Consider the following 21,252-nt stretch of genomic DNA (forward strand, 5'->3'; position numbering starts at 1 on the left):
GGGCTACGGAAGGGTCCACTTCTGGTTGGGGCCGGTGTGGCAGGTCCAGAGGTGGACGGGGGTGCCGTCGTTCCAGGTGCCGCCGGAGGCGTCGAGGCACTTGCCGGACTTGGGGTTGCGGACGGTGCCGTCGCTCTGGGGCGCCCACTTCTGGGCGTCGGTGCCGTTGCAGGTCCACAGCTGGATCCTCGTGCCGTCGGCGGTTCCGCCGCCGGAGACGTCCAGGCACTTGCCCAGCGCCCTCACCGTGCCGTCGCCGGGGAGCGTCCACCGCTGGGCGGTGGAGGAGTTGCAGGTCCAGAGCTGGATCTTCGTACCGTCCGCGGTCAGCGCGTTGTCCACGTCGAGGCACTTGCCGTTCACCCCCTTCACCTCGCCCGCCGTCGAGCCGCCGGCGGGCGAGGTGGTGAACGAGAACTCGTCGACGTCGAAGAGGGAGCCGCCGCCGCCCTTGAAGACGAGGTACAGCGTGGTCGATCCGGCCGGGCCGCCGGCGAGCGGGGCCGTCACGTCCTGGAAGGTCTCCCAGCCGCCGGTGACGGGGACGGTCGCGGTGCCGAGGAGCGTGCCGGTGGGGGAACCCGCGCGCACCTCGATCGTGCCGCCCGCTCCCGCGGAGGAGACGCGTGCGGTGAGCCGGGTGACGTTGTCGAGGGCGTAGGGAGAGAAGGAGATCCAGTCGCCGTTGTCGATGTGACCGACGGTCCTGCCGCCGTGGGCGGGGGTGTGGGTGACCACCTGTACGCCGGAGGAGGCGCCGTGGTGCTCGGCCTGCCGGTGGCTGGGCTGGGTGACGTGCTGGGAGTGCGTGGTCAGGGCGGGCTGGCCGTTCGCCCCCTTGTCGGTGTACTCGGCGTCGACCACGCCGAAGATGTTGGCGTTGGGGTCGTGCTCGCCGTCCGCGAGGGTCTGCAGGGTGCCCGAACAGCCCGTGGTCGAGGTCTGGGGGTGGCCGTGGCTGTCGTGCCCGACGACGAAGGTGATCTTGACCTTGGAGCAGTCGATCGTGCCGTCCTCGGGGTCGGAGACCGTCACCCTGAAGGGGATCGCGGCGCCGAAGTCGTAGACGCGGCCGTTCACCGGGAGTTCCAGCCGCACGGTGGGGGCCGTGTTGCCGACCGTGATCTGGACCGAGGCCGTGGCGGACCTGCCGGTGGCGTCCGTGACCTTGAGGGTGGCCGTGTACTGCCCGTTGGCGGTGTACGTGTGGGAGGGGTCCGCCGCGGTCGAGGTGGCGCCGTCGCCGAAGGTCCACGCGTAGGAGAGCGCGTCGCCGTCGGGGTCGGTGCTGCCGGCCGAGGAGAAGGCGACGGACAGCGGCGCCGCCCCGGAGGTGACGCCGGCCCTGGCCTGCGCGGTCGGCGCGAGGCCGCCGGTGACGTGCTCGATGCGGTACAGGGCGGAGTTCTGGTCCCCGCTGAAGTAGCCGGTGCCGTAGTCGAGGACGTACAGGGCGCCGTCCGGTCCGAAGGCCATGTCCATCACCTGGGTGCCGCTCCAGGGGAACGCGTGGATGGACTGCACCGTGCCCGCGGTGTCGGAGGCGACGCGTCTGATCCAGCGGCGGCCGAACTCCCCGGCGAAGTACTGCCCGTCGAACTCCTGCGGGAACTTCACGTCGGACGTGGAAGCGGCGTCGTAGCGGTAGACCGGCCCGCCCATCGGGGATTCCGAGCCGCCGCCGAACTCCGGCACCGAGTCGCCGTCGTAGGGGATCCAGGCGGCCCGGGCGGGCGGCAGGTCGGAGAGACCGGTGTTGTGCGGCGAGGTGTTCTTCGGCGCGGCGCAGCTGAAGGCAGAACCGGAGGCGCCCGTGGCGAAGTCGTAGTCGACATAGGGGTTGTTGTCGCCCGTGCAGTACGGCCAGCCGTAGTTGCCCGCGCCGGTGATCCGGTTGAACTCCACCTGGCCCGCGGGGCCGCGGGTGGGGCTGGCGCTGCCGGCGTCGGGGCCGTAGTCGCCGAGGTAGACGATGCCGGTGGCCTTGTCGACGCTCATCCGGAAGGGATTGCGGAAGCCCATGGCGTAGATCTCGGGGCGGGTCCTCGCCGTACCGGGGGCGAAGAGGTTGCCGGCCGGGATCGTGTACGAGCCGTCCGCGGCCACCTTGATCCGCAGGACCTTGCCGCGCAGGTCGTTCGTGTTGCCGGACGAACGCTGGGCGTCGTACGCGGGGTTGCGTGACGGACGTTCGTCGATGGGGGTGTAGCTGTCGGAGGCGAACGGGTTGGTGTCGTCACCGGTCGACAGGTACAGGTTCCCGGCGGCGTCGAAGTCGAGGTCGCCGCCGACGTGGCAGCAGATGCCCCGGGAGGCGGGCACGTCGAGGATCCGCTTCTCGCTGCCCGGGTCCAGGGTCCCGTCCGCCCTGAGGACGAACCGGGACAGGCGGTTGACTCCGTCGAACGGGGCGAAGTCGGCGGCGGTGCCGTCGCCGGGGGCGTCACCGGCCGGGGTGGAGAGCTTGGGCGCGTAGTAGAGGAAGACGTGCCGGTTGGAGGAGAAGGCCGGGTCCACGGCGATGCCCTGGAGGCCCTCCTCGTCGTGGCTGTACACGTCGACCTTCCCGGCCACGCTCGTCGTGCCCGCGGCGTCCGTCCTTCGCACGGTGCCGTCCCGGGACGTGTGCAGCACGGAGCGGTCCGGCAGCACGGCCAGGGTCATCGGCTCGCCCATCTCGGCCACCCCCTTGGCGAGCGTGACCTGCTGGAACTCCGGAGCGGCCGCCGGGGCCGGGGCCGGGTCGTGGTGCGACGGTGGCGAGGCGGCGGCCGGGGACACCGGGAGCAGGAACCCGGCGGTGCAGGCCAGACCGGTCAGGAAGTGGAGGCGCTTGCGTCTGGGCGTTCTCGTGCGCACAGAGAGTCTCCCGAAGAGAGAGGGGGGACGGCGGCCTCGCTGGGCCACCGGGTGTGTCTACGGGCGCGCGCCGTCACGCCGTAGCGACCGGTCGCGATCGCATGACCGGTACATTTCAAAGAAGTTAGCGCCCTTTGTCGGGTCCCGTAACCCGGGCGGCGCAAGTTCCCGGTACTTCTTCCCGGGGCGGGACAAAGCATGGACGGGTCCGGAGGAAGTCCCTACTGTGTTCGGCGCGGCGGTGCGCAGGGTCCTGAAATCCCTCCCGCCCGAGCCTCCGTGACCGGGACGACGGCGCGCCCCGGCAGCGGTGGAACCCCCGATTGCCCGATCGAACCCCTCCTCGCCGAGGGGTCGTCAGGAGGTCACGTGTATCCACGGCTGTACGCCCGTCGGCCGGGCAGACGCCTCGCCGGAACGCTCCTCGTCTCCCTGCTCGCCCTCGGCCTCTCGGCGGCGCCCGCCCCCGCGGACGACGCCGCCGCCCTCCCGCCGCAGGAACCGGGGGTCACCCTCCGGGTCTTCGACGTCCAGGTGCCGCTCAACGACTTATGCGACCTGAAGCCCGGTCAGACGCCCAACATCGACAAGCTGATGCCGCTGATCGACTGGACCTCGCCGGCCGACTTCGGCCTGGACAGCAACTTCGTCACGCAGGTCATCGGCAACCTCGACGCCCCGGGGGCGGGCACCTACGCCCTCCGCCTCACCAGCGACGACGGTTCCCGCCTGTGGATCGACGACCAGCTGGTGATCGACCACGGCGGCCTGCACGGCCCGGAACCGAAGGAAGCCGGGATCAGCTTGACGGCAGGGCCCCACGCCCTGCGCATCGAGCACTTCGAGCGAGGCGGCGGCGAGCGCTTGACGCTGGAATGGAAGCCGCCCGGCGCCTCCGGCTTCACCGTCGTCCCGAACTCGGCGCTCAGCACGGACGCCGGCGTCGTCCGCGTGACGGCGCCGGGACGCAAGGAGTGCGAGGCCGGCACGGACTCGCCCGGCGACGGCCTGCCGCTCGCCGGCGTCCACCCGAACTACACCCTCACCGACCTGCGTCCGGCCGGCTTCGAACCCCAGGTGTCCGCGATGGACTGGCTCCCCGACGGACGTCTGGCCGTGACGACCTGGGGCGGCAGCAACAGCACCGCAGGCGAGGTCTACCTCCTGTCGAACGTCACGGGGAACACCGGACCGGACAGGGTGACGTACAAGAAGATCGCCTCGGGCCTCAGGGAGCCCATGGGGATCACACACGTCGACGGCAAGCTCTACGTGTCGCAGAAGCACGAGCTGACCGAGCTGAACGACACCGACGGAGACGAGGTCACCGACCAGTTCCGCAGGGTCGCCACCTGGCCCTTCGGCGGCAACTTCCACGAGTTCGGCTTCGGACTCCTCCACAAGGACGGGTTCTTCTACCTGAACCTGTCGGTCTCGATCAACTACGGCGGGGCTACCACGGACCCTCAGCCCGCACCGAACCGAGGCACCACCATCAAGGTGAACAAGGCGACGGGCGCGGTCTCCTACGTCGCCGGAGGACTGCGCACCCCCAACGGCATCGGCTGGGGTCCCGAGGGCGACATGTTCGTCACCGACAACCAGGGCGGCTGGCTCCCCTCGTCCAAGCTCGTGCACATCAAGCAGGGCCGCTTCTTCAACCACTACACCAACCCCGCCGGCCCCTTCGACAACCAGTCCGTCACCAAGCCGGTTCTCTGGCTGCCCCAGAACGAGATAGCCAACTCGCCCAGCACCCCGCTCCAGCTGCCCGAGGGACCCTTCGCGGGCCAGATGCTGTTCGGTGACGTCACCTACGGCGGAATCCAGCGCGCCTACCTGGAGAAGGTCGGAGGGGAGTACCAGGGCGCGGTCTTCCGGCTCACCCAGGGCCTGGAGGCCGGTGTCACCCGCATCAGCGTCGGCCCGGACGGCGCGCTGTACGCCGGCGGGCTCGGCGCGGGCGGAAACTGGGGCCAGGAGGGCAAGCTCGCCCACGGGCTCCAGAAGCTCACGCCCAACGGCACCGACGCCTTCGACATCCGCGCCATGCGGGCCGTGCCCGGCGGCTTCGCGCTCGAATACACCCAGCCGCTGTCGGCGGAGACCGCCGCCGACCTCGCCGCGCACTACAAGGTCAAGCAGTGGCGGTACGCGCCGACCGCCGACTACGGCGGGCCGAAGGTCGACGAGGAGACCCTCACCGTCCCGTCCGCGACCCTGTCCGGCGACGGTCGCACGGTCACCCTCGCGATCCCGGGCCTGAAGGCCGACCGTGTCGTCCACGTCCGCTCGCCCCGTCCCTTCAGCTCCGCGAGCGGCGAGTCCCTCTGGAGCACCGAAGCCTGGTACACGCTGAACCGGCTCCCAGGAGGAAGCGCGAGTACGGGCGAGGTGAAGGGCGTGGGGGGCAAGTGCCTCGACGTCGACAACTCGCAGACGGCGGACGGCACGAAGGTCCAGCTCTGGACCTGCAACGGCACGGCCGCCCAGCGGTGGACCGTCGCCGGCGACGGCACGGCGAAGGCGCTGGGCAAGTGCTTGGACGTGTCGAACGGCGGCAGCGCGGACGGCACCAGGGTCCAGCTGTGGACGTGCAACGGCACGGCCGCGCAGCAGTGGGAGGCGCGGAGCGACGGCACGGTCCGCAATCCGCGGTCCGGCAAGTGCCTGGACGCCTCCGGAGGCGTCTGGAACGACGGCACGGCCGTCCACCTGTGGACCTGCCACACGGGAGCGAACCAGAGATGGACGCTCCCCTGACGTGAAGAGCCGCCCGGCCTCCCCGGCCGGGCGGCGCCACGTTCACGCGCCGAGACCTGCCTTTGTCCTCAACCCGGAAAAAGTCGGACCGTACTTCTGCGCAAGTTCTTCCGTCCCGGAAAACCGACTGCTACGTTCCCCACGAAAGCAGCCGGACCCCACGGACGAATCCCTCTACCGGGACCGCCGCGGGACCGCCAGACAGCAGGGGAGGAGGCCACGTGCGACGCATGACGGCCAGGCCCGGCAACGCGCACCAGGCACGCCTGCTCCGGCTGCTGCGCGACGGCGGACCCCACTCCCGCGCCCAGCTCGGCGATCTGGTCGACCTCTCCCGCTCCAAGCTCGCGGTCGAGGTGGATCGGCTCCTGGAGACGGGCCTCGTCGTGGCGGACGGTCTCGCCGCCTCGCGCGGCGGGCGCCGCTCGCACAACATCCGCCTCACCCCCGGCCTGCGCTTCCTCGGCGTCGACATCGGCGCGACCTCGATCGACGTCGCCGTCACCAACGCCGAACTGGAGGTCCTCGGCCACCTCAACCACTCGATGGACGTGCGCGAAGGCCCTGTCGCGGTCTTCGAACAGGTCCTGTCGATGGTGGCCAAGCTCAAGTCGCTCGGACTGGCCGACGGCCTGGACGGCGCCGGCATCGGAGTCCCCGGACCGGTCCGCTTCCCCGAGGGCGTCCCCGTGGCGCCCCCGATCATGCCCGGCTGGGACGGATTCCCCGTCCGCGAGGCCCTCAGCCAGGACCTCGGCTGCCCCGTCATGGTCGACAACGACGCCAACCTCATGGCCATGGGCGAGCAGCACGCCGGTGTCGCCCGGTCCGTCGCCGACTTCCTGTACGTCAAGATCGGTACGGGCATCGGCTGCGGCATCGTCCTCGGCGGCGAGGTCCACCGGGGTACGACCGGGAGCGCCGGCGACATCGGCCACATCCAGGTCGAGCCCGACGGCCGGGCCTGCGGCTGTGGCAACCGGGGTTGCCTCGAAGCCCACTTCAGCGGGTCCGCGCTCGCCCGGGACGCCGAGGACGCGGCGCGCGCGGGCGGTACGGCCGAGCTGTCCACGCGGCTCGAGACACACGGCAAGCTCACCTCCGCCGACGTGGCCGCGGCCGCAGCCGCGGGCGACCAGGTCGCACTCGACCTCATCCGCGCGGGCGGTGGCCGGGTCGGCCAGGTGATCGCCGGACTCGTCAACTCCTTCAACCCCGGGATGGTCGTCATCGGCGGCGGCGTCACCGGCCTCGGTCACACGCTGCTGGCGAGTGTGCGCACCCAGGTCTACCGGCGCTCCCTGCCGCTGGCGACCAGGAACCTCCCGATCGTCCTGGGCGAGCTCGGTTCGACCGCCGGCGTGATCGGCGCGGCCCGCCTCATCAGCGACCACCTGTTCTCCCCCGCCTGAACCTCCGCTCCGGCCCCGCCGGAAAGCGTGATCAGCCCCGTACCGGCACCACCCCATCCGAGCGCACCACAGCACCGCTGTCCTGTAGTCCCGCAGCACCGCACCTGCATCCCGCACCATCGCATCCCGCACCCCCGCAGCACCGCACTCCCCGCGCACGGCACCCTCCGGACAGACTCGTGTGACGCCCCGTCATACCCGCCGACGGCCCGGCCGGTTGCCCCTCCCGTGGCCCGCTGCCCGCACCTCGCGTGACACGCCCCGCACACCACGTACACCCCGCGCACCACGTACACCCCGCGCACCACGTACACCCCGCGCACCACGTACACCCCGCGCACCACGTACACCCCGCGCACCACGCACACGCCCCGCCCCGCTCCCTCCGCCTCCGCCCCGCCCGCTCGCGGCCGTACTCGCCGAGGAATCGTCATGGCACCAGAAGCACCCCTGCTCACCATGTCCGGCATCACCAAGTCGTTCCCCGGCGTCCGTGCCCTCGACGGCGTGGACCTGGAGGTCCGGTCCGGAGAGGTCCACTGCGTCCTCGGCCAGAACGGCGCCGGGAAGTCCACCCTGATCAAGGTCCTCGCCGGCGTCCACCAGCCCGACGGAGGGCGGATCACCTGGCGCGGGGAGCCGGTGGCACCCGCCACCCCGATCGCCGCGATGCGCCTCGGGATCGCCACCATCTACCAGGAACTCGACCTGGTCGAGGGGCTGTCCGTGGCCGAGAACGTCTTCCTCGGCCACGAACCGACCTCCGCGGGCTTCGTCGTCCGGACCGGGGCCGCCCGCGAGGCGACCGCCGGACTCCTCCGCCGGCTCGGCCACGCCGAGATCGACCCGGTCCGCATCGTCGGCGAACTCTCCGCCGCCCAGCGGCAGATCGTCTCCATGGCCCGCGCGCTCTCCCACGAGGTCAGGCTCATCGTCATGGACGAGCCGTCCGCCGCCCTCGACCCGGAGGAGGTCGACAACCTCTTCCGCACGGTCGAGGACCTGACCGCCGACGGCGTCGCCGTCGTCTACATCTCGCACCGCCTGGAGGAGATCCGCCGGATCGGGCACCGCGTCACCGTCATCAAGGACGGCCGGACCGTCGCCGGCGGACTCCCCGCGAAGTCCACCTCCACGGACGAGGTCGTCCGCCTGATGACCGGCCGCTCCGTCGAGTACGTCTTCCCCGAGCGCCCCGACCGGACGGCCCGGCCGCTTGCCGCCGAACCCGTCCTGCGCGTCGAAGGACTGGCGCGCGAAGGGGAGTTCGCCGCCGTCGACCTGGAGCTGCGCCCGGGGGAGATCGTCGGCCTGGCCGGACTGGTCGGCTCGGGCCGCAGCGAGATCCTGGAGACGGTCTACGGGGCACGGCGGCCGACCGCGGGCCGGGTGCTGGTCGACGGGGTGCCCCTGCGGCCCGGCAGCGTGCCCGCCGCCGTCCGCGCCGGCATCGGCCTCGCCCCGGAGGAACGCAAGGCCCAGGCGCTGCTCCCGATGGAGTCCGTCACCCGCAACGTCACCCTCTCCACCCTCTCCCGCTTCGCGCGCGGCGGCCGGATCGACCGGGGGAGGGAACGGGCGGCCGCCCGCGACGCGACCCGCGCCCTCTCCCTGCGGCCCGACGACCCCGACGCCCGTGTCCGCACCCTCTCCGGCGGCAACCAGCAGAAGGCGGTCCTCGCCCGGTGGCTGCTGCGCGGCTGCAAGGTGCTGCTGCTCGACGAACCGACCCGGGGGGTCGACATCGGGGCCCGCGCCGAGTTGTACGCCGTCATCCGCAGACTCGCCGACGAAGGACTCGCGGTGCTCCTCGTCTCCAGCGAGGTCCCCGAGGTCCTCGGCCTCGCCGACCGGGTCCTGGTGCTGCGCGAGGGCCATGTCGTGCACACCGCCGACGCCCGGGAGCTGGACGAGCACCGCGTACTCGACCTCGTGATGGAAGGAAGCCCGACGGCATGACGCACTCAGCCACCCCGGCGGGACGGGAGGCATCCCCCGCCCCCGCCGCGCCCGGCGGGAAGACCCCCGCGCTCCGGCCGCCGGTCCTCCGCCTCGACGTCCGCAGCCTCTCCCTCCTCGGCGTCCTCGCCGCACTGGTGGCCGTCGGGGGCCTCACCAGGCCCGCCGAGTTCCTGGCCACCAGCAACCTCCAGCTCGTGCTCACCCAGGCGTCCGTCATCGGCGTCGTGACCGTCGGCATGACCTTCGTCATCACCAGCGGCGGCATCGACCTGTCGGTCGGCGCGATCGTCGCCCTCGCCTCCGTCTGGGCCACCACCGTCGCCACCCAGGAGTACGGTTTCGCCGGCATCCTCTTCACCGCGGTCGCGGTCGGCGTCGGCTGCGGGCTCGTGAACGGCGTCCTCGTGGCGTACGGCGGCATGGTCCCCTTCATCGCCACCCTCGCGATGTTCGCCTCCGCCCGCGGCCTCGCCCTCCAGCTCACCGACGGCAAGACCCAGCTCGTCACCGTCGACTCCGTCCTCGACCTCGGCGTCAAGGACGCCTACATCCTCGGCATCCCGCCGCTCGTCCTCGTCTTCGCCGCCGTCACGGTCGCCGGCTGGTTCCTCTTCAACCGCACCACCTTCGGGCGGCGCACGGTCGCCGTGGGCGGCAACGCCGAGGCCGCCCGCCTCGCCGGCATCGACGTCCGCCGCCAGCGCCTCTCCCTCTACCTCCTGTCGGGCCTGTGCTGCGGCATCGCCGCCTTCATGCTGATCGTCCTCGCCGGCTCCGGGCAGAACACCAACGGCAACCTGTACGAGCTGGACGCCATCGCCGCCGCCATCATCGGCGGCACCCTCCTCAGTGGCGGCCGCGGCACCATCGTCGGCTCGGTCCTCGGGGTCCTCATCTTCACCACGATCACCAACATCTTCGCCCTGAACAACCTGGAGAGCGCCGTCCAGCAGATCGCCAAGGGCGCGATCATCGTCGCGGCCGTCCTCGTCCAGCGCCGCACCCTGCGCGACGACTGACTCCTCCTCACCATCCCCCCTCGCACCCGCCCCGCCCCTCCCGGAGGTCGATCCGCCATGCCCGAGTCCCGTATCCCCAGCCGCAGAGGACTGCTCCTCGGCTCCGCCGCCGTCTCCGCCGGAGCGCTCCTCACGGCCTGTACCAGCAACGAGCCCAAGAACCAGACCGCCCCCAGCGCCGCCGGCAACGCCCCCGTCGCGGACGACAAGCCCGGCAAGCCCGTCACCATCGGCTTCGCCGGACCGCAGGCCGACCACGGCTGGCTCAACGCCATCAACGAGAACGCCAGGAACCGCGCGAAGAAGTACGCCGACGTCACCCTGGAGATCACCGAGGGCTCCAACGACACCGCCGCGCAGATCGGCCAGATCCAGACCCTCATCAACAAGAAGGTCGACGTCCTCGTCATTCTTCCGGCCGACGGCAAGGCCCTCACCCAGGTCGGCCTCCAGGCCATGGCCGCCGGCATCCCCGTCGTCAACCTGGACCGCGTCTTCGGCTCCCCGCAGGCGTACCGCTGCTGGATCGGCGGCGACAACTACGGCATGGGCCTCAACGCCGGCCGCTTCATCGGCGAACAGCTCAAGGGCAAGCCGAACGCCAAGGTCGTCGAGCTCGCCGGTCTGGACAACCTCGAACTGACCAAGCAGCGGTCCCAGGGCTTCGACGACGCCCTCAAGAACTACCCCAACATCACCAAGGTCGCCCGGCAGGCGGCCGAGTTCACCGTCGAGTCCGGCCAGGCCAAGATGGCCCAACTCCTCCAGGCACAGCCTCAGTTCGACGCCCTGTGGAACCACGACGACGACCAGGGGGTCGGCGCCCTCCGCGCCATCGCCCAGGCCGGCCGCAAGGACTTCCTCATGGTGGGCGGCGCCGGCGCCAAGTCGGCCATGGACGCCATCAAGGCCGACGACGGCGTCCTCAAGGCCACCGTCCTCTACCCGCCGACGATGGCCGCCTCCGCCATCGACCTGGCCCGCGCGCTCGGACAGGGCAAGGGCATCGGCGGCATGGCCGAACTGGAGATCCCCTCGTCGGTGACCCTCTACTCGGCCGTCGTCACCAGGGACAACGTCGGCGACTACCTGCCCACCGGCTTCAACTGACCGCCCACACCGCCCCGGGCGGCCCGGCGGCCCCGCCGCCGCCCCGCCCGGGACCCCGGCTCACCGAGCCGACAGCTCCACCGGCCGCCGCGGCCGGTACCGCGATTGGAGACCCATGGAACAGGACAGCGAGACCGCGCCGACACTCGGCGTCGGCCTGATCGGGTACGCGTTCATGGGCGCCGCCCACTCCCAGGGGTGGCGCACCGCCGGCCGCGTCTTCGACCTGCCACTGCGTCCGGTCCTCGCCGCTGTCGCCGGCCGGGACCGCGCCGCCGTGCGCGCGGCCGCCGCACGACACGGATGGGCGGCCGCAGAGACCGACTGGCGGCGCCTCATCGCCCGCGACGACGTGCAGCTCGTCGACATCTGCACCCCGGGCGACCGGCACGCCGAGATCGCCGTCGCGGCGCTCGACGCCGGCAAGCACGTGCTGTGCGAGAAGCCGCTCGCCAACACCGTCGCCGAGGCCGAGGCGATGGCCGAGGCCGCCGAACGGGCCAGGAGCCGCGGCCAGGTGGCGATGGTCGGCTTCAACTACCGGCGCGTCCCCGCGCTCGCCCTCGCCCGCCGGCTCGTCGAGGAGGGACGCGTCGGCGCCCTCCGTCACGTACGCCTGACGTACCTTCAGGACTGGCTCGTGGACCCGGACTTCCCCCTGACCTGGAGGTTGGAGCGGCAGCACGCGGGCTCCGGCGCCCTCGGTGATCTCGGAGCGCACATCGTCGACCTCGCTCAGTTTCTGGCGGGGGAGCCGCTGGTCGGGGTCTCGGCGCAGCTGGAGACCTTCGTCAGGGAACGTCCCCTGCTCGCGGGCGTCTCCGCCGGGCTGAGCGCGTCCGGCGGCGGTGGCCGCGGCCCCGTCACCGTGGACGACGCGGCCGTCTTCACCGGCCGGCTGGCCTCCGGGGCACTGGCGACCTTCGAGGCGAGCCGCATGGCTCCCGGGCGCAAGAACGCCCTGCGTCTGGAGATCAGCGGCGAACTCGGCTCCCTCGCCTTCGACCTGGAACGCCTGAACGAACTGCTCTACCACGACCACCAGGAGCCGGCCGCCACCGCGGGATTCCGCCGCATCCTCGTCACCGAGCCCGACCACCCGTACCTGGAGGCGTGGTGGCCGCCCGGCCACGTCCTCGGCTACGAGCACACCTTCGCCCACCAGGCGCGCGACCTGGTCATGACCATCGCCGCGGGGGCGGAGCCCTCGCCGTCCTTCGCCGACGGCCTCCAGGTCCAGCGGGTCCTGGCGGCCGTCGAGGAGAGCGCCGGGCACAACGCCGTCTACACGCCCGTACCCGTGCCCCGCACCGCGCCCCCGCCGCCCGCGCCGGCCGCCCCCGCCCGTACCGAGGCCCAGGTCTGAGGAGGAGACACCATGGCCCGTCCGTTCACCCTGTTCACCGGCCAGTGGGCCGATCTGCCCCTGGAGGAAGTCTGCGCACTGGCGCGTGACTTCGGCTACGACGGGCTCGAACTCGCCTGCTGGGGAGACCACTTCGAGGTCGACAAGGCCCTCGCCGACCCGGCCTATCTCGACGGGCGGCGCGCCCTCCTGGAGAAGTACGGCCTGCGGTGCTGGGCCGTCTCCAACCACCTCGTCGGCCAGGCCGTCTGCGACCACCCCATCGACGAACGCCACCAGGGCATCCTCCCGCCCCGGATCTGGGGCGACGGCGAGCCGGAAGGGGTGCGCAGGCGCGCGGCGGCCGAGCTCAAGGACACCGCCCGCGCCGCCGCCGCCCTCGGCGTCGACACCGTCGTCGGCTTCACCGGCTCCTCGATCTGGCACCTCGTGGCCAGGTTCCCGCCCGTCCCCGAGCACATGATCGAGCGCGGCTACGAGGACTTCGCCGAGCGCTGGAACCCGATCCTCGACGTCTTCGACGCGGAGGGCGTCCGCTTCGCCCACGAGGTCCATCCGAGCGAGATCGCCTACGACTACTGGACCACGAAACGAGCCCTGGAGGCCGTCGACAACCGGCCCGCCTTCGGACTCAACTTCGACCCCAGCCACTTCGTCTGGCAGGACCTCGACCCGGTCGGCTTCCTCTACGACTTCCGCGACCGGATCTACCACGTCGACTGCAAGGAGGCCCGCACCCGGCTCGACGGGCGCAACGGCCGCCTCGGCTCCCACCTGCCCTGGGGCGACCCGCGCCGCGGCTGGGACTTCGTCTCCGCCGGCCACGGCGACGTCCCCTGGGAGGACGTCTTCCGGATGCTGCGCTCCATCGGCTACGCCGGTCCGATCTCCGTCGAATGGGAGGACGCGGGCATGGACCGGCTCGCGGGCGCGCCGGAGGCCCTCGCCCACCTCAAGCGCTTCGACTTCGACCCGCCGAGCGCCGCCTTCGACGCGGCCTTCTCGGGGCGGGGCGAGTAGCCCCACCGTACGGGCTCCGCCGCGCGACGCCGCGCACGCGGGGCCACCCACGAGCGACGGCGGGCGAGGGGGCGCCGTACCCCCCGCCCGCCGTCTCCACCCCGATGACACCCCACATGTCAGGGAGGCAGCCCGTGCACCACGGGAACGCTCAGCGAACGCCGGCCGACGACAGGACCGGACGCACCGGAGTCTGGTTCGTCGGGGCTCGCGGCTCGGTGGCGACCACAGCCGTCGCCGGCTGCGCCGCCGTCACCGCCGGACTCCATCCTCCGACCGGCATGGTCACCGAGACGCCGCCGTTCGCCGACGCCGGTCTCCCCGCCCTCGACACCCTCGTCTTCGGCGGACACGACGTCTCCGACTGCCCCCTGCCGAAACGCGCCGAGGACCTCACCGCGGACAGGGTCCTGCCCACCGGCCTCGCCCGTGCCGTCCACACCGAACTGGCCGCGGCCGACGAGGAGATACGGCCCGGCGGTCCGCTGCCCGGCGACCGCCGGACCGACGAGGAACTGATCGGGCGCTTCACCGACGACCTCGCCGGGTTCCGCACCCGCCACGCCCTCGCGCGGGTCGTCGTCGTCCACGTGGCCTCCACGGAGCCGCTCCCGGAGCCGGACGCCCGCCGCCTCCCGGCGAGCGCGCTCTACGCAGCCGCCGCGCTCCGGGCCGACTGCCCCTACGTCAACTTCACCCCTTCCACCGGCCTGTTCGCCCCCGCCCTCGCCGAGACGGTCGCCGCGAGCGCCGTCCCGCACGCGGGCCGCGACGGCAAGACCGGCCAGACGCTGCTGCGGTCCGTCCTCGCCCCGATGTTCGTCCAGCGGGCGCTGGCCGTGCGCGCCTGGTCCGGCACCAATCTGCTCGGCGGCGGCGACGGCGCCACGCTGGCCGATCCGGCCGCCGCCGCGGCCAAGAACGCGGGCAAGGAACGCGTGCTCGCCGACACCCTCGGCCCCGGTGTCGAGGGCACCGTCCACATCGACGACGTCCCGGCCCTCGGCGAATGGAAGACGGCCTGGGACCACGTCGCCTTCGACGGATTCCTCGGGTCCCGCATGATCCTCCAGACCACGTGGCAGGGCTGCGACTCGGCGCTCGCCGCGCCCCTGGTCCTGGACCTGGCCCGGTTTCTCGCCCGCGCCCACGAGGTCGGCCTCACCGGACCCCGCCCCGAACTCGGCTTCTATTTCAAGGACCCTGACGGTGGCCCCGCCGCGCTGGCCGCGCAGTTCGACGCCCTCCTCGCCTTCGCGGGCCGGCTCCGGGACGGGGCCCGATGACCGGCGCCCCGAGGCCGCGCCCCGGGACGTTGCGGGCGTGGGCCGAGCTGCTGCGGGTGTCGGCTCTGCCCAGCGTCCCCGGCGACGCCCTCGCCGGCGCGGCGGCCGCCGGACTGAGGCCCGGCGGAGGGACCGCGTGGGCCGTCGGCGCCTCCGTCTGCCTCTACGAGGCGGGCATGGCGCTCAACGACTGGGCGGACCGCCACGTCGACGCCGTCGAACGCCCACGGCGGCCCCTGCCGTCGGGCCGCGTCGCCCCGGCCGCCGCCCTCGGCGCGGCCGGCGCCCTCACCGCCACGGGCCTGGCCCTCGCCTCCCGGGCGGGACGGCCGGCGCTGGCCGTCGCCTCGGCGCTGGCCGCGACCGTGTGGGCCTACGACCTCAGGCTCAAGCACACGGCCGCGGGCCCGGCGGCGATGGCCGCCGCCCGCGGCCTGGACGTCCTCCTCGGAGCCCTCGCGACGGCCTCCGCGGCGCGGGTGCGGGAGTCCCGCCCCGCGGTGCCGGGCCCGACGGCGGGCGGCGGGCGGGCGGGGATCGACGTGCTGGCCGCCGCCGCGCCGGCCGCCGCGGCCGTGGCCGCGCACACCTACGCCGTCACCGCCGTCTCCCGGCACGAGGCCGACGGCGGCTCCACCGCGGCTCCGGCGGGAGCCCTCGCATCGTCGGTGCTGCTCGCCCTCCTCACCGCCGGCTCGGGACCGCACCCGTTCGGCTCCGGGCCGCGCCTGCTGGGCCCGGGACCGCACGCGCCCGGCTCCGGGCCGTACCCGGTGGGCTCCGGACCGCACCTGCCCGGCTCCGGGCTGCGTCTGCTGGGCCCGGGACCGCACGCGCCCGGCTCCGGGCCGTACCCGGTGGGCTCCGGCCTGTACCCGCCCGGCTCACGACCGCACCCGCCCGGCTCCGGCCCGCACCCGCCCGGCTCGGAGCCGTACCCGCCCGGTGCGGGGCGCCGGACCCGACGGCGTACCGACAGTCGCGGCCGGCCCGGCACCGCGCGGCGGTTACGCGGCGCGATCCCCGCTCCGGGCGCCGCGCCGCCCACCCTCGGTGGCGTCCCCGCTGCGGTCCACCGCCGCCGTATCGCGTCGGACCGGGTCGCGGTGTTCATGGCCGGCGCCTACCTCCGTACCGTCGCCGGCCCTCTCCTCCACGCCGTCCTCAACCCTTCCCCTCACCTCACGCAGCGCGCGGTCGGCGGTGGTGTCCGGGCCGTGATCCCCCTCCAGGCCGTGCTGGCCGCCCGCTCCGGCTCGCCCGTCGTGGGCATGGCCCTGCTCGGCCTCGCGCCGGTCGCCCGCCGCCTCGCGCGAAAGGTCAGCCCCACATGACCGAGCTCCGCCCCGCCGTCGCCGCCCTCCCCCTCCGCTACGGGTACGGCACCAACGGGCTGACCGACCTCCGCCTCGACGACGCCCTCGCCCTCCTCGCCGACCTCGGCTACGACGGCGTCGGGCTCACCCTCGACCACATGCACCTCGACCCGCTCGCCCCCGACCTGGCCGCCCGCACCGCCCGTGTGGCGCGCCGACTGGAGTCCCTCGGCCTCACCGTCACCGTCGAGACCGGCGCCCGCTACGTCCTCGATCCGCGCCGCAAGCACGGCCCCTCCCTGCTCGACCCCGACCCGGAGGCCCGCGCGGCGCGGGTCCGGCTGCTCCTCACCGCCGTGCGTACCGCCGCCGACCTCGACGCCCACGCCGTGCACTGCTTCAGCGGGCCCACCCCGCCGGGCACCGACCCGGACACCGCGTGGGCACGCCTCGCGGCCGGCCTCGCCCCGGTGGTCGAGGCGGCCGACGCCGCGGGCGTACCGCTCGCGATCGAACCCGAACCCGGCCATCTCCTCGCCACCCTCGCCGACTTCCACCACCTGCGTGCCCTCACCGGCAGCCCCGCCGCCCTCGGCCTCACACTCGACATCGGCCACTGCCGATGCCTGGAACCCGAGCCGATCACCGACTGCGTCCGCGACGCGGCCCCCTGGCTGCGCCACGTCCAGATCGAGGACATGCGGCGCGGCGTCCACGAACACCTTCCGTTCGGTGACGGCGAGATCGACTTCCCACCGGTCCTCGACGCCCTCGCCGCCACCGGATACCGCGGGCTCACCGTCGTCGAACTGCCGCGCCACTCCCACGCCGGCCCGGAACTCGCCCGCTCCTCCCTGTCCTTCCTCCGCGCCGGGCACCGAAAGGAACGCTGACCACGTGAACGCGACCCCGCCCCGGGACACCCTTCCTCACCTGCGTGCCACCCTCCGCACGCGCCTTCCCCGAGCGCCCCGCGCCTGGCTGGACGACGCCCTCGCCGAGGCGGAACAGGCCGGCGACGGCCCGTCCTCGACCGACCCTCCGGGAACCACCCCCGCCTGGGAACTGCGGTTCGCCGCCGCCGGACGCACCTGCGGGGCCGCGTACGCCGACGCCGCCCGCACCGTCCTCCTCGCGGCGGCCCGTCCCGCTCCGGAAGACCTCGCGCGTCTCTACCACCACGGCAGCGCCGCCGAACGCCGCGCCGTGCTCCGCGCCCTCCCGCACCTCCTCACCGGACCCCACGCCCTGCCCCTCGTCGAGGACGCCCTGCGCACCCACGACGCACGGCTCGTCGCCGCCGCTGTCGGCCCCTACGCGGCAGCCCACCTCGACCAGCACGCGTGGCGGCACGCCGTCCTCAAGTGCCTCTTCACCCAGGTCCCCGTCAGCGCCGTCGCCGACCTGCCCCGGCGCGCCCGCGGCGACACCGACCTGGCGCGCATGCTCGCCGATCACGCCGCCGAGCGCACCGCCGCCGGCCGCCCCGTCCCCGACGACCTGCACCACGTGCTCGCCCTGGCCGCCCAAGGCCCCCACCGGCCCCCGGAGGAGTGCTGATGCGCATCTTCGACCCGCACATCCACATGACCTCCCGCACCACCGACGACTACGAGGCCATGTACGCCGCCGGGGTGCGTGCCCTGGTCGAGCCCGCCTTCTGGCTCGGCCAGCCGCGCACCTCCCCGGCGAGCTTCCTCGACTACTTCGACGCGCTCCTCGGCTGGGAGCCGTACCGGGCCGCCCAGTACGGCATCGCGCACCACTGCGCCCTCGCGCTCAATCCCAAGGAGGCCAACGACCCCCGCTGCGTCCCCGTCCTCGACGTCCTGCCCCGCTACCTCGTCAAGGACTCCGTGGTCGCGGTCGGCGAGATCGGCTACGACTCGATGACCCCCGCCGAGGACACCGCCCTCGCCGCCCAGCTCCAACTCGCCGCCGACCACGGACTGCCCGCCCTCGTCCACACCCCGCACCGCGACAAGCTCGCCGGAATGCGCCGCACGCTCGACGTCGTGCGGGAATCCGCGCTGGCACCCGACCACGTGCTGCTCGACCACCTCAACGAGACGACCGTGGGGGAGGCGAAGGAGAGCGGCTGCTGGCTCGGCTTCTCCGTCTACCCGGACACCAAGATGGACGAGGACCGGATGGTCGCGGTCCTGCGCGCCCACGGGCCGGAGAAGATGCTCGTCAACTCGGCCGCGGACTGGGGGAGGAGCGACCCGCTCAAGACCCGCCGGGTCGCCGACGCCATGCTCGCTGCGGGATTCGGAGAGGACGACGTGGACCTGGTCCTGTGGCGCAACCCCGTCGCCTTCTACGGGATCAGCGGACGCCTCGCCCTCGACGTGCCACCCGCCCACGGCACCCACGAGGGCAACTCCGTGCTGCGCGGCGGAGAATGAGGAGGCGGGACCGCGATGCGCTTCCGGCACACCGACGGCTCCGTCGTCCACCTCGCCTACTGCACCAACGTCCACCCGGCCGAAACCCTCGACGGCGTCCTCGCCCAGCTCCGCGACCACTGCGAACCCGTCCGCCGCAGACTCGGCCGCGACCGACTCGGCATCGGCCTCTGGCTCGCCAGGCCGGCAGCCCGCGTCCTCGTCGACGACCCCGGGGCTCTGCGGGGCCTGCGGGCCGAGCTGGACCGGCGCGGCCTGGAGGTCGTCACGCTCAACGGCTTCCCGTACGAGGGCTTCGGCGGACAGGAGGTCAAGTACCGCGTGTACGAGCCGGACTGGGCCCATCCCGCCAGGCTCGCCCACACCACCGACCTGGCCCGCCTCCTCGCGGCCCTCCTGCCGGACGACGTCACCGAGGGCACGATCTCCACCCTGCCCCTGGGCTGGCGCACGGACTTCGGCCCCGCCCGGGCCGAAGCCTGCCGGGCGGCCCTCACCACGCTCGCCGAACGGCTCGACGCGTTGGAGGAACTGACCGGGAAGTCCGTCCGCGTGGCGCTCGAACCCGAGCCCGGCTGCGTCGTGGAGACGACCACGGACGCCATCGCCCCCCTCACCGCCGTCGGCGCACCGCACCGCATCGGCGTCTGTGTCGACACCTGCCATCTCGCCACCTCGTTCGAGGACCCGCCCGCCGCGCTCGCCTCCCTCCACGCGGCGGGCGTCCCCCTTCCCAAGGCGCAGCTCTCCGCGGCGCTCCACGCCGAGCACCCGCACCTCCCCGCCGTGCGCGAGGCGCTCGCGGCCTACGTCGAACCCCGCTTCCTCCACCAGACCCGCGCCCTCACCCCCGAAGGCCGGCGCGGCACCGACGACCTCGACGAAGCCCTCGCCGGAGCCGCCCTCCCCGACACGAGCCCCTGGCGCTCCCACTTCCACGTCCCCCTGCACGCGCGCCCCGCCCCGCCGCTGACCTCCACGATGTCGGTGCTCGAAGAGACCCTCGCGCTGCTCGTCGGCGGCCCCGTACCCCGCACCCGCCATCTGGAGGTCGAGACCTACACCTGGCAGGCCCTGCCTCCCGCGCTGCGGCCGCGCACGCGGGCCCGACTCCACGACGGCATCGCCGCCGAACTCGACCTGGCCCGCGCCCTTCTGACCGACCTCGGCCTCAAGGAGCTCCCATGACCGCCCGCCCCACGCCGCTCCTCGTCCTGGACGTCGTCGGACTCACCCCCCGGCTCCTCGCCCACATGCCGAACCTGAGGGCCCTCGCCGCCTCGGGCTCGCACGCCCCGCTGACCACCGTCCTGCCGGCCGTCACGTGCACCGCCCAGACCACCTTCCTCACCGGCACGCTCCCCTCGGAGCACGGCATCGTCGCCAACGGCTGGTACTTCCGCGAACTCGGCGACGTCCTGCTCTGGCGCCAGCACAACGCCCTCGTCGGCGGCGACCGCGTCTGGGACGCCGCCCGCCGTACCTGGCCCGACTACACCGTCGCCAACATCTGCTGGTGGTACGCGATGGGCGCGGACACCGACATCACCGTCACCCCCCGCCCCGTGTACTACGCCGACGGACGCAAGGAACCCGACTGCTACACCCGCCCGCCCGCACTCCACGACGAACTCACCGAACTGCTCGGCACCTTCCCCCTCTTCCGCTTCTGGGGCCCCGGCGCCGGCATCGCCTCCAGCCGCTGGATCGCCGACGCCACCCGGCACGTCATGCGCACCCGCCGCCCCGACCTCACCCTGTGCTACCTGCCCCACCTCGACTACGACCTCCAGCGCTACGGCCCCGACGACCCGCGCGCGTCCCGGGCCGCCGCCGAACTCGACACCGTCATCGGCCCGCTGCTGGAGGACGCCCGGCGCGAAGGGCGCACGGTCGTGGCGCTGTCCGAGTACGGCATCACCCGCGTGCACCGCCCCGTCGACATCAATCGCGCCCTGCGGCGCGCCGGACTCCTGGAGGTCCACACCCAGGACGGCATGGAATACCTCGACCCGGCCGCCTCCCGCGCCTTCGCGGTGGCCGACCACCAGCTCGCCCACGTGTACGTCCGCAGGCCCGAGGACGTCCCGGCCGCGCGCGAAGCCCTCGCCGACCTGCCCGGCGTCGACCAGCTCCTCGACAGCGACGGCAAGAAGGCGCACGGCCTCGACCACCCTCGCTCCGGCGAGCTCGTCGCGGTCGCGGAACCGGACGCGTGGTTCACGTACTACTACTGGCTCGACGACGCCAGGGCCCCCGACTTCGCGCAGCTGGTCGAGATCCACCGCAAGCCCGGCTACGACCCCGCGGAGCTCTTCCTGGACCCCGAGGACCCCTACGTACGCGTCAGGGCGGCGGCCGCCCTCGCCCGCAAGAGACTCGGCATGCGCTACCGCCTCGCCGTGGTCCCCCTGGACCCCGCCCCCGTCCGAGGCAGCCACGGCCGCCTCCCCGCCGACGACGACGAAGGCCCCCTCGTCCTGTGCTCGCTGCCGGACGCCCTGCCCGGCCGCCTGGCGGCCACAGAGGTGAAGCCCTTCCTTCTGGCCTTGGCCACGCCGCCGCCGGGAAGATCGATGTGACGCCGAAATCCGCCCTCGAAGGCACCTCCGGTGGGCTGCACGGCGAGCTGTCCTGCTCGAAGACCCTCGCGAGAGTGACGCGGGGTGCTCCTGCGCTCACATGGGGACACGCAGGCGTCCGTGAGGCGCGGGTGACCGCCGGTGCGATC

The 21,252-nt window shown here is 73.3% G+C and carries 15 protein-coding genes; 14 read left to right on the forward strand and 1 reads right to left on the reverse strand.

Annotation, left to right across the window (positions count from 1 at the left end; all coding sequences use genetic code 11):
• Positions 1–3: 3 nt before the first annotated feature.
• A complete protein-coding gene (locus ACFYT9_RS19000) occupies positions 4–2,859 on the reverse strand; it encodes a lectin (RefSeq protein ID WP_389165208.1) in 2,856 nt (951 codons plus the stop codon).
• Positions 2,860–3,228: 369 nt separating this feature from the next.
• Between ACFYT9_RS19000 and ACFYT9_RS19005 the strand changes: the two genes are divergently transcribed.
• The 14 genes from ACFYT9_RS19005 (at position 3,229) to ACFYT9_RS19070 (ending at position 21,103) form a co-directional block, all read left to right on the forward strand.
• Positions 3,229–5,622 carry a ricin-type beta-trefoil lectin domain protein gene (locus ACFYT9_RS19005; protein ID WP_389165210.1) on the forward strand — a complete coding sequence of 798 codons (2,394 nt, stop codon included), beginning with the start codon at positions 3,229–3,231 and terminating at the stop codon, positions 5,620–5,622.
• A 230-nt stretch (positions 5,623–5,852) separates the two neighbouring features.
• The gene (locus ACFYT9_RS19010) at positions 5,853–7,034 is read left to right on the forward strand and encodes an ROK family protein (RefSeq protein WP_376599254.1); all 1,182 of its coding nucleotides are present in this window, start codon (positions 5,853–5,855) and stop codon (positions 7,032–7,034) included.
• A gap of 432 nt (positions 7,035–7,466) precedes the next feature.
• Complete coding sequence (locus ACFYT9_RS19015) at positions 7,467–8,993, forward strand: sugar ABC transporter ATP-binding protein (RefSeq protein ID WP_389165213.1); 1,527 nt, start codon at positions 7,467–7,469, stop codon at positions 8,991–8,993.
• Positions 8,990–10,015: an ABC transporter permease gene (locus ACFYT9_RS19020; protein ID WP_389165215.1), complete on the forward strand. Its 1,026-nt coding sequence runs from the start codon at positions 8,990–8,992 to the stop codon at positions 10,013–10,015. Before ACFYT9_RS19015 ends, ACFYT9_RS19020 begins: the two co-directional genes overlap by 4 nt.
• Positions 10,016–10,072: 57 nt before the next feature.
• The gene (locus ACFYT9_RS19025; RefSeq protein WP_389165218.1) at positions 10,073–11,125 is read left to right on the forward strand and encodes a substrate-binding domain-containing protein; all 1,053 of its coding nucleotides are present in this window, start codon (positions 10,073–10,075) and stop codon (positions 11,123–11,125) included.
• Between the two features lie 115 nt (positions 11,126–11,240).
• The gene (locus ACFYT9_RS19030; protein ID WP_389165219.1) at positions 11,241–12,491 is read left to right on the forward strand and encodes a Gfo/Idh/MocA family protein; all 1,251 of its coding nucleotides are present in this window, start codon (positions 11,241–11,243) and stop codon (positions 12,489–12,491) included.
• Positions 12,492–12,503: 12 nt separating this feature from the next.
• Complete coding sequence (locus ACFYT9_RS19035) at positions 12,504–13,511, forward strand: sugar phosphate isomerase/epimerase family protein (RefSeq protein ID WP_389165222.1); 1,008 nt, start codon at positions 12,504–12,506, stop codon at positions 13,509–13,511.
• Positions 13,512–13,627: 116 nt separating this feature from the next.
• A complete protein-coding gene (locus tag ACFYT9_RS19040) occupies positions 13,628–14,797 on the forward strand; it encodes an inositol-3-phosphate synthase (protein WP_389165224.1) in 1,170 nt (389 codons plus the stop codon).
• Positions 14,794–16,131 (forward strand): SCO3242 family prenyltransferase, encoded by a 1,338-nt coding sequence (locus ACFYT9_RS19045; protein WP_389165227.1) that lies wholly within the window; start codon positions 14,794–14,796, stop codon positions 16,129–16,131. Before ACFYT9_RS19040 ends, ACFYT9_RS19045 begins: the two co-directional genes overlap by 4 nt.
• Complete coding sequence (locus ACFYT9_RS19050; protein WP_389165230.1) at positions 16,128–17,006, forward strand: sugar phosphate isomerase/epimerase family protein; 879 nt, start codon at positions 16,128–16,130, stop codon at positions 17,004–17,006. Before ACFYT9_RS19045 ends, ACFYT9_RS19050 begins: the two co-directional genes overlap by 4 nt.
• A 4-nt stretch (positions 17,007–17,010) precedes the next feature.
• Positions 17,011–17,673, forward strand: a complete 663-nt coding sequence (locus tag ACFYT9_RS19055; RefSeq protein WP_389165233.1) for an EboA domain-containing protein — start codon at positions 17,011–17,013, stop codon at positions 17,671–17,673.
• Positions 17,673–18,521 (forward strand): TatD family hydrolase, encoded by an 849-nt coding sequence (locus ACFYT9_RS19060; protein WP_389165235.1) that lies wholly within the window; start codon positions 17,673–17,675, stop codon positions 18,519–18,521. The genes ACFYT9_RS19055 and ACFYT9_RS19060 overlap by 1 nt, the downstream gene beginning before the upstream one ends.
• A gap of 15 nt (positions 18,522–18,536) precedes the next feature.
• Positions 18,537–19,709 carry a metabolite traffic protein EboE gene (gene eboE / locus ACFYT9_RS19065; protein WP_389165238.1) on the forward strand — a complete coding sequence of 391 codons (1,173 nt, stop codon included), beginning with the start codon at positions 18,537–18,539 and terminating at the stop codon, positions 19,707–19,709.
• The gene (locus ACFYT9_RS19070) at positions 19,706–21,103 is read left to right on the forward strand and encodes an alkaline phosphatase family protein (protein ID WP_389165241.1); all 1,398 of its coding nucleotides are present in this window, start codon (positions 19,706–19,708) and stop codon (positions 21,101–21,103) included. The genes eboE and ACFYT9_RS19070 overlap by 4 nt, the downstream gene beginning before the upstream one ends.
• Positions 21,104–21,252 lie beyond the last annotated feature (149 nt).

The sequence above is a fragment of the Streptomyces sp. NPDC004435 genome (assembly GCF_042873895.1).
GTDB lineage: Bacteria > Actinomycetota > Actinomycetes > Streptomycetales > Streptomycetaceae > Streptomyces.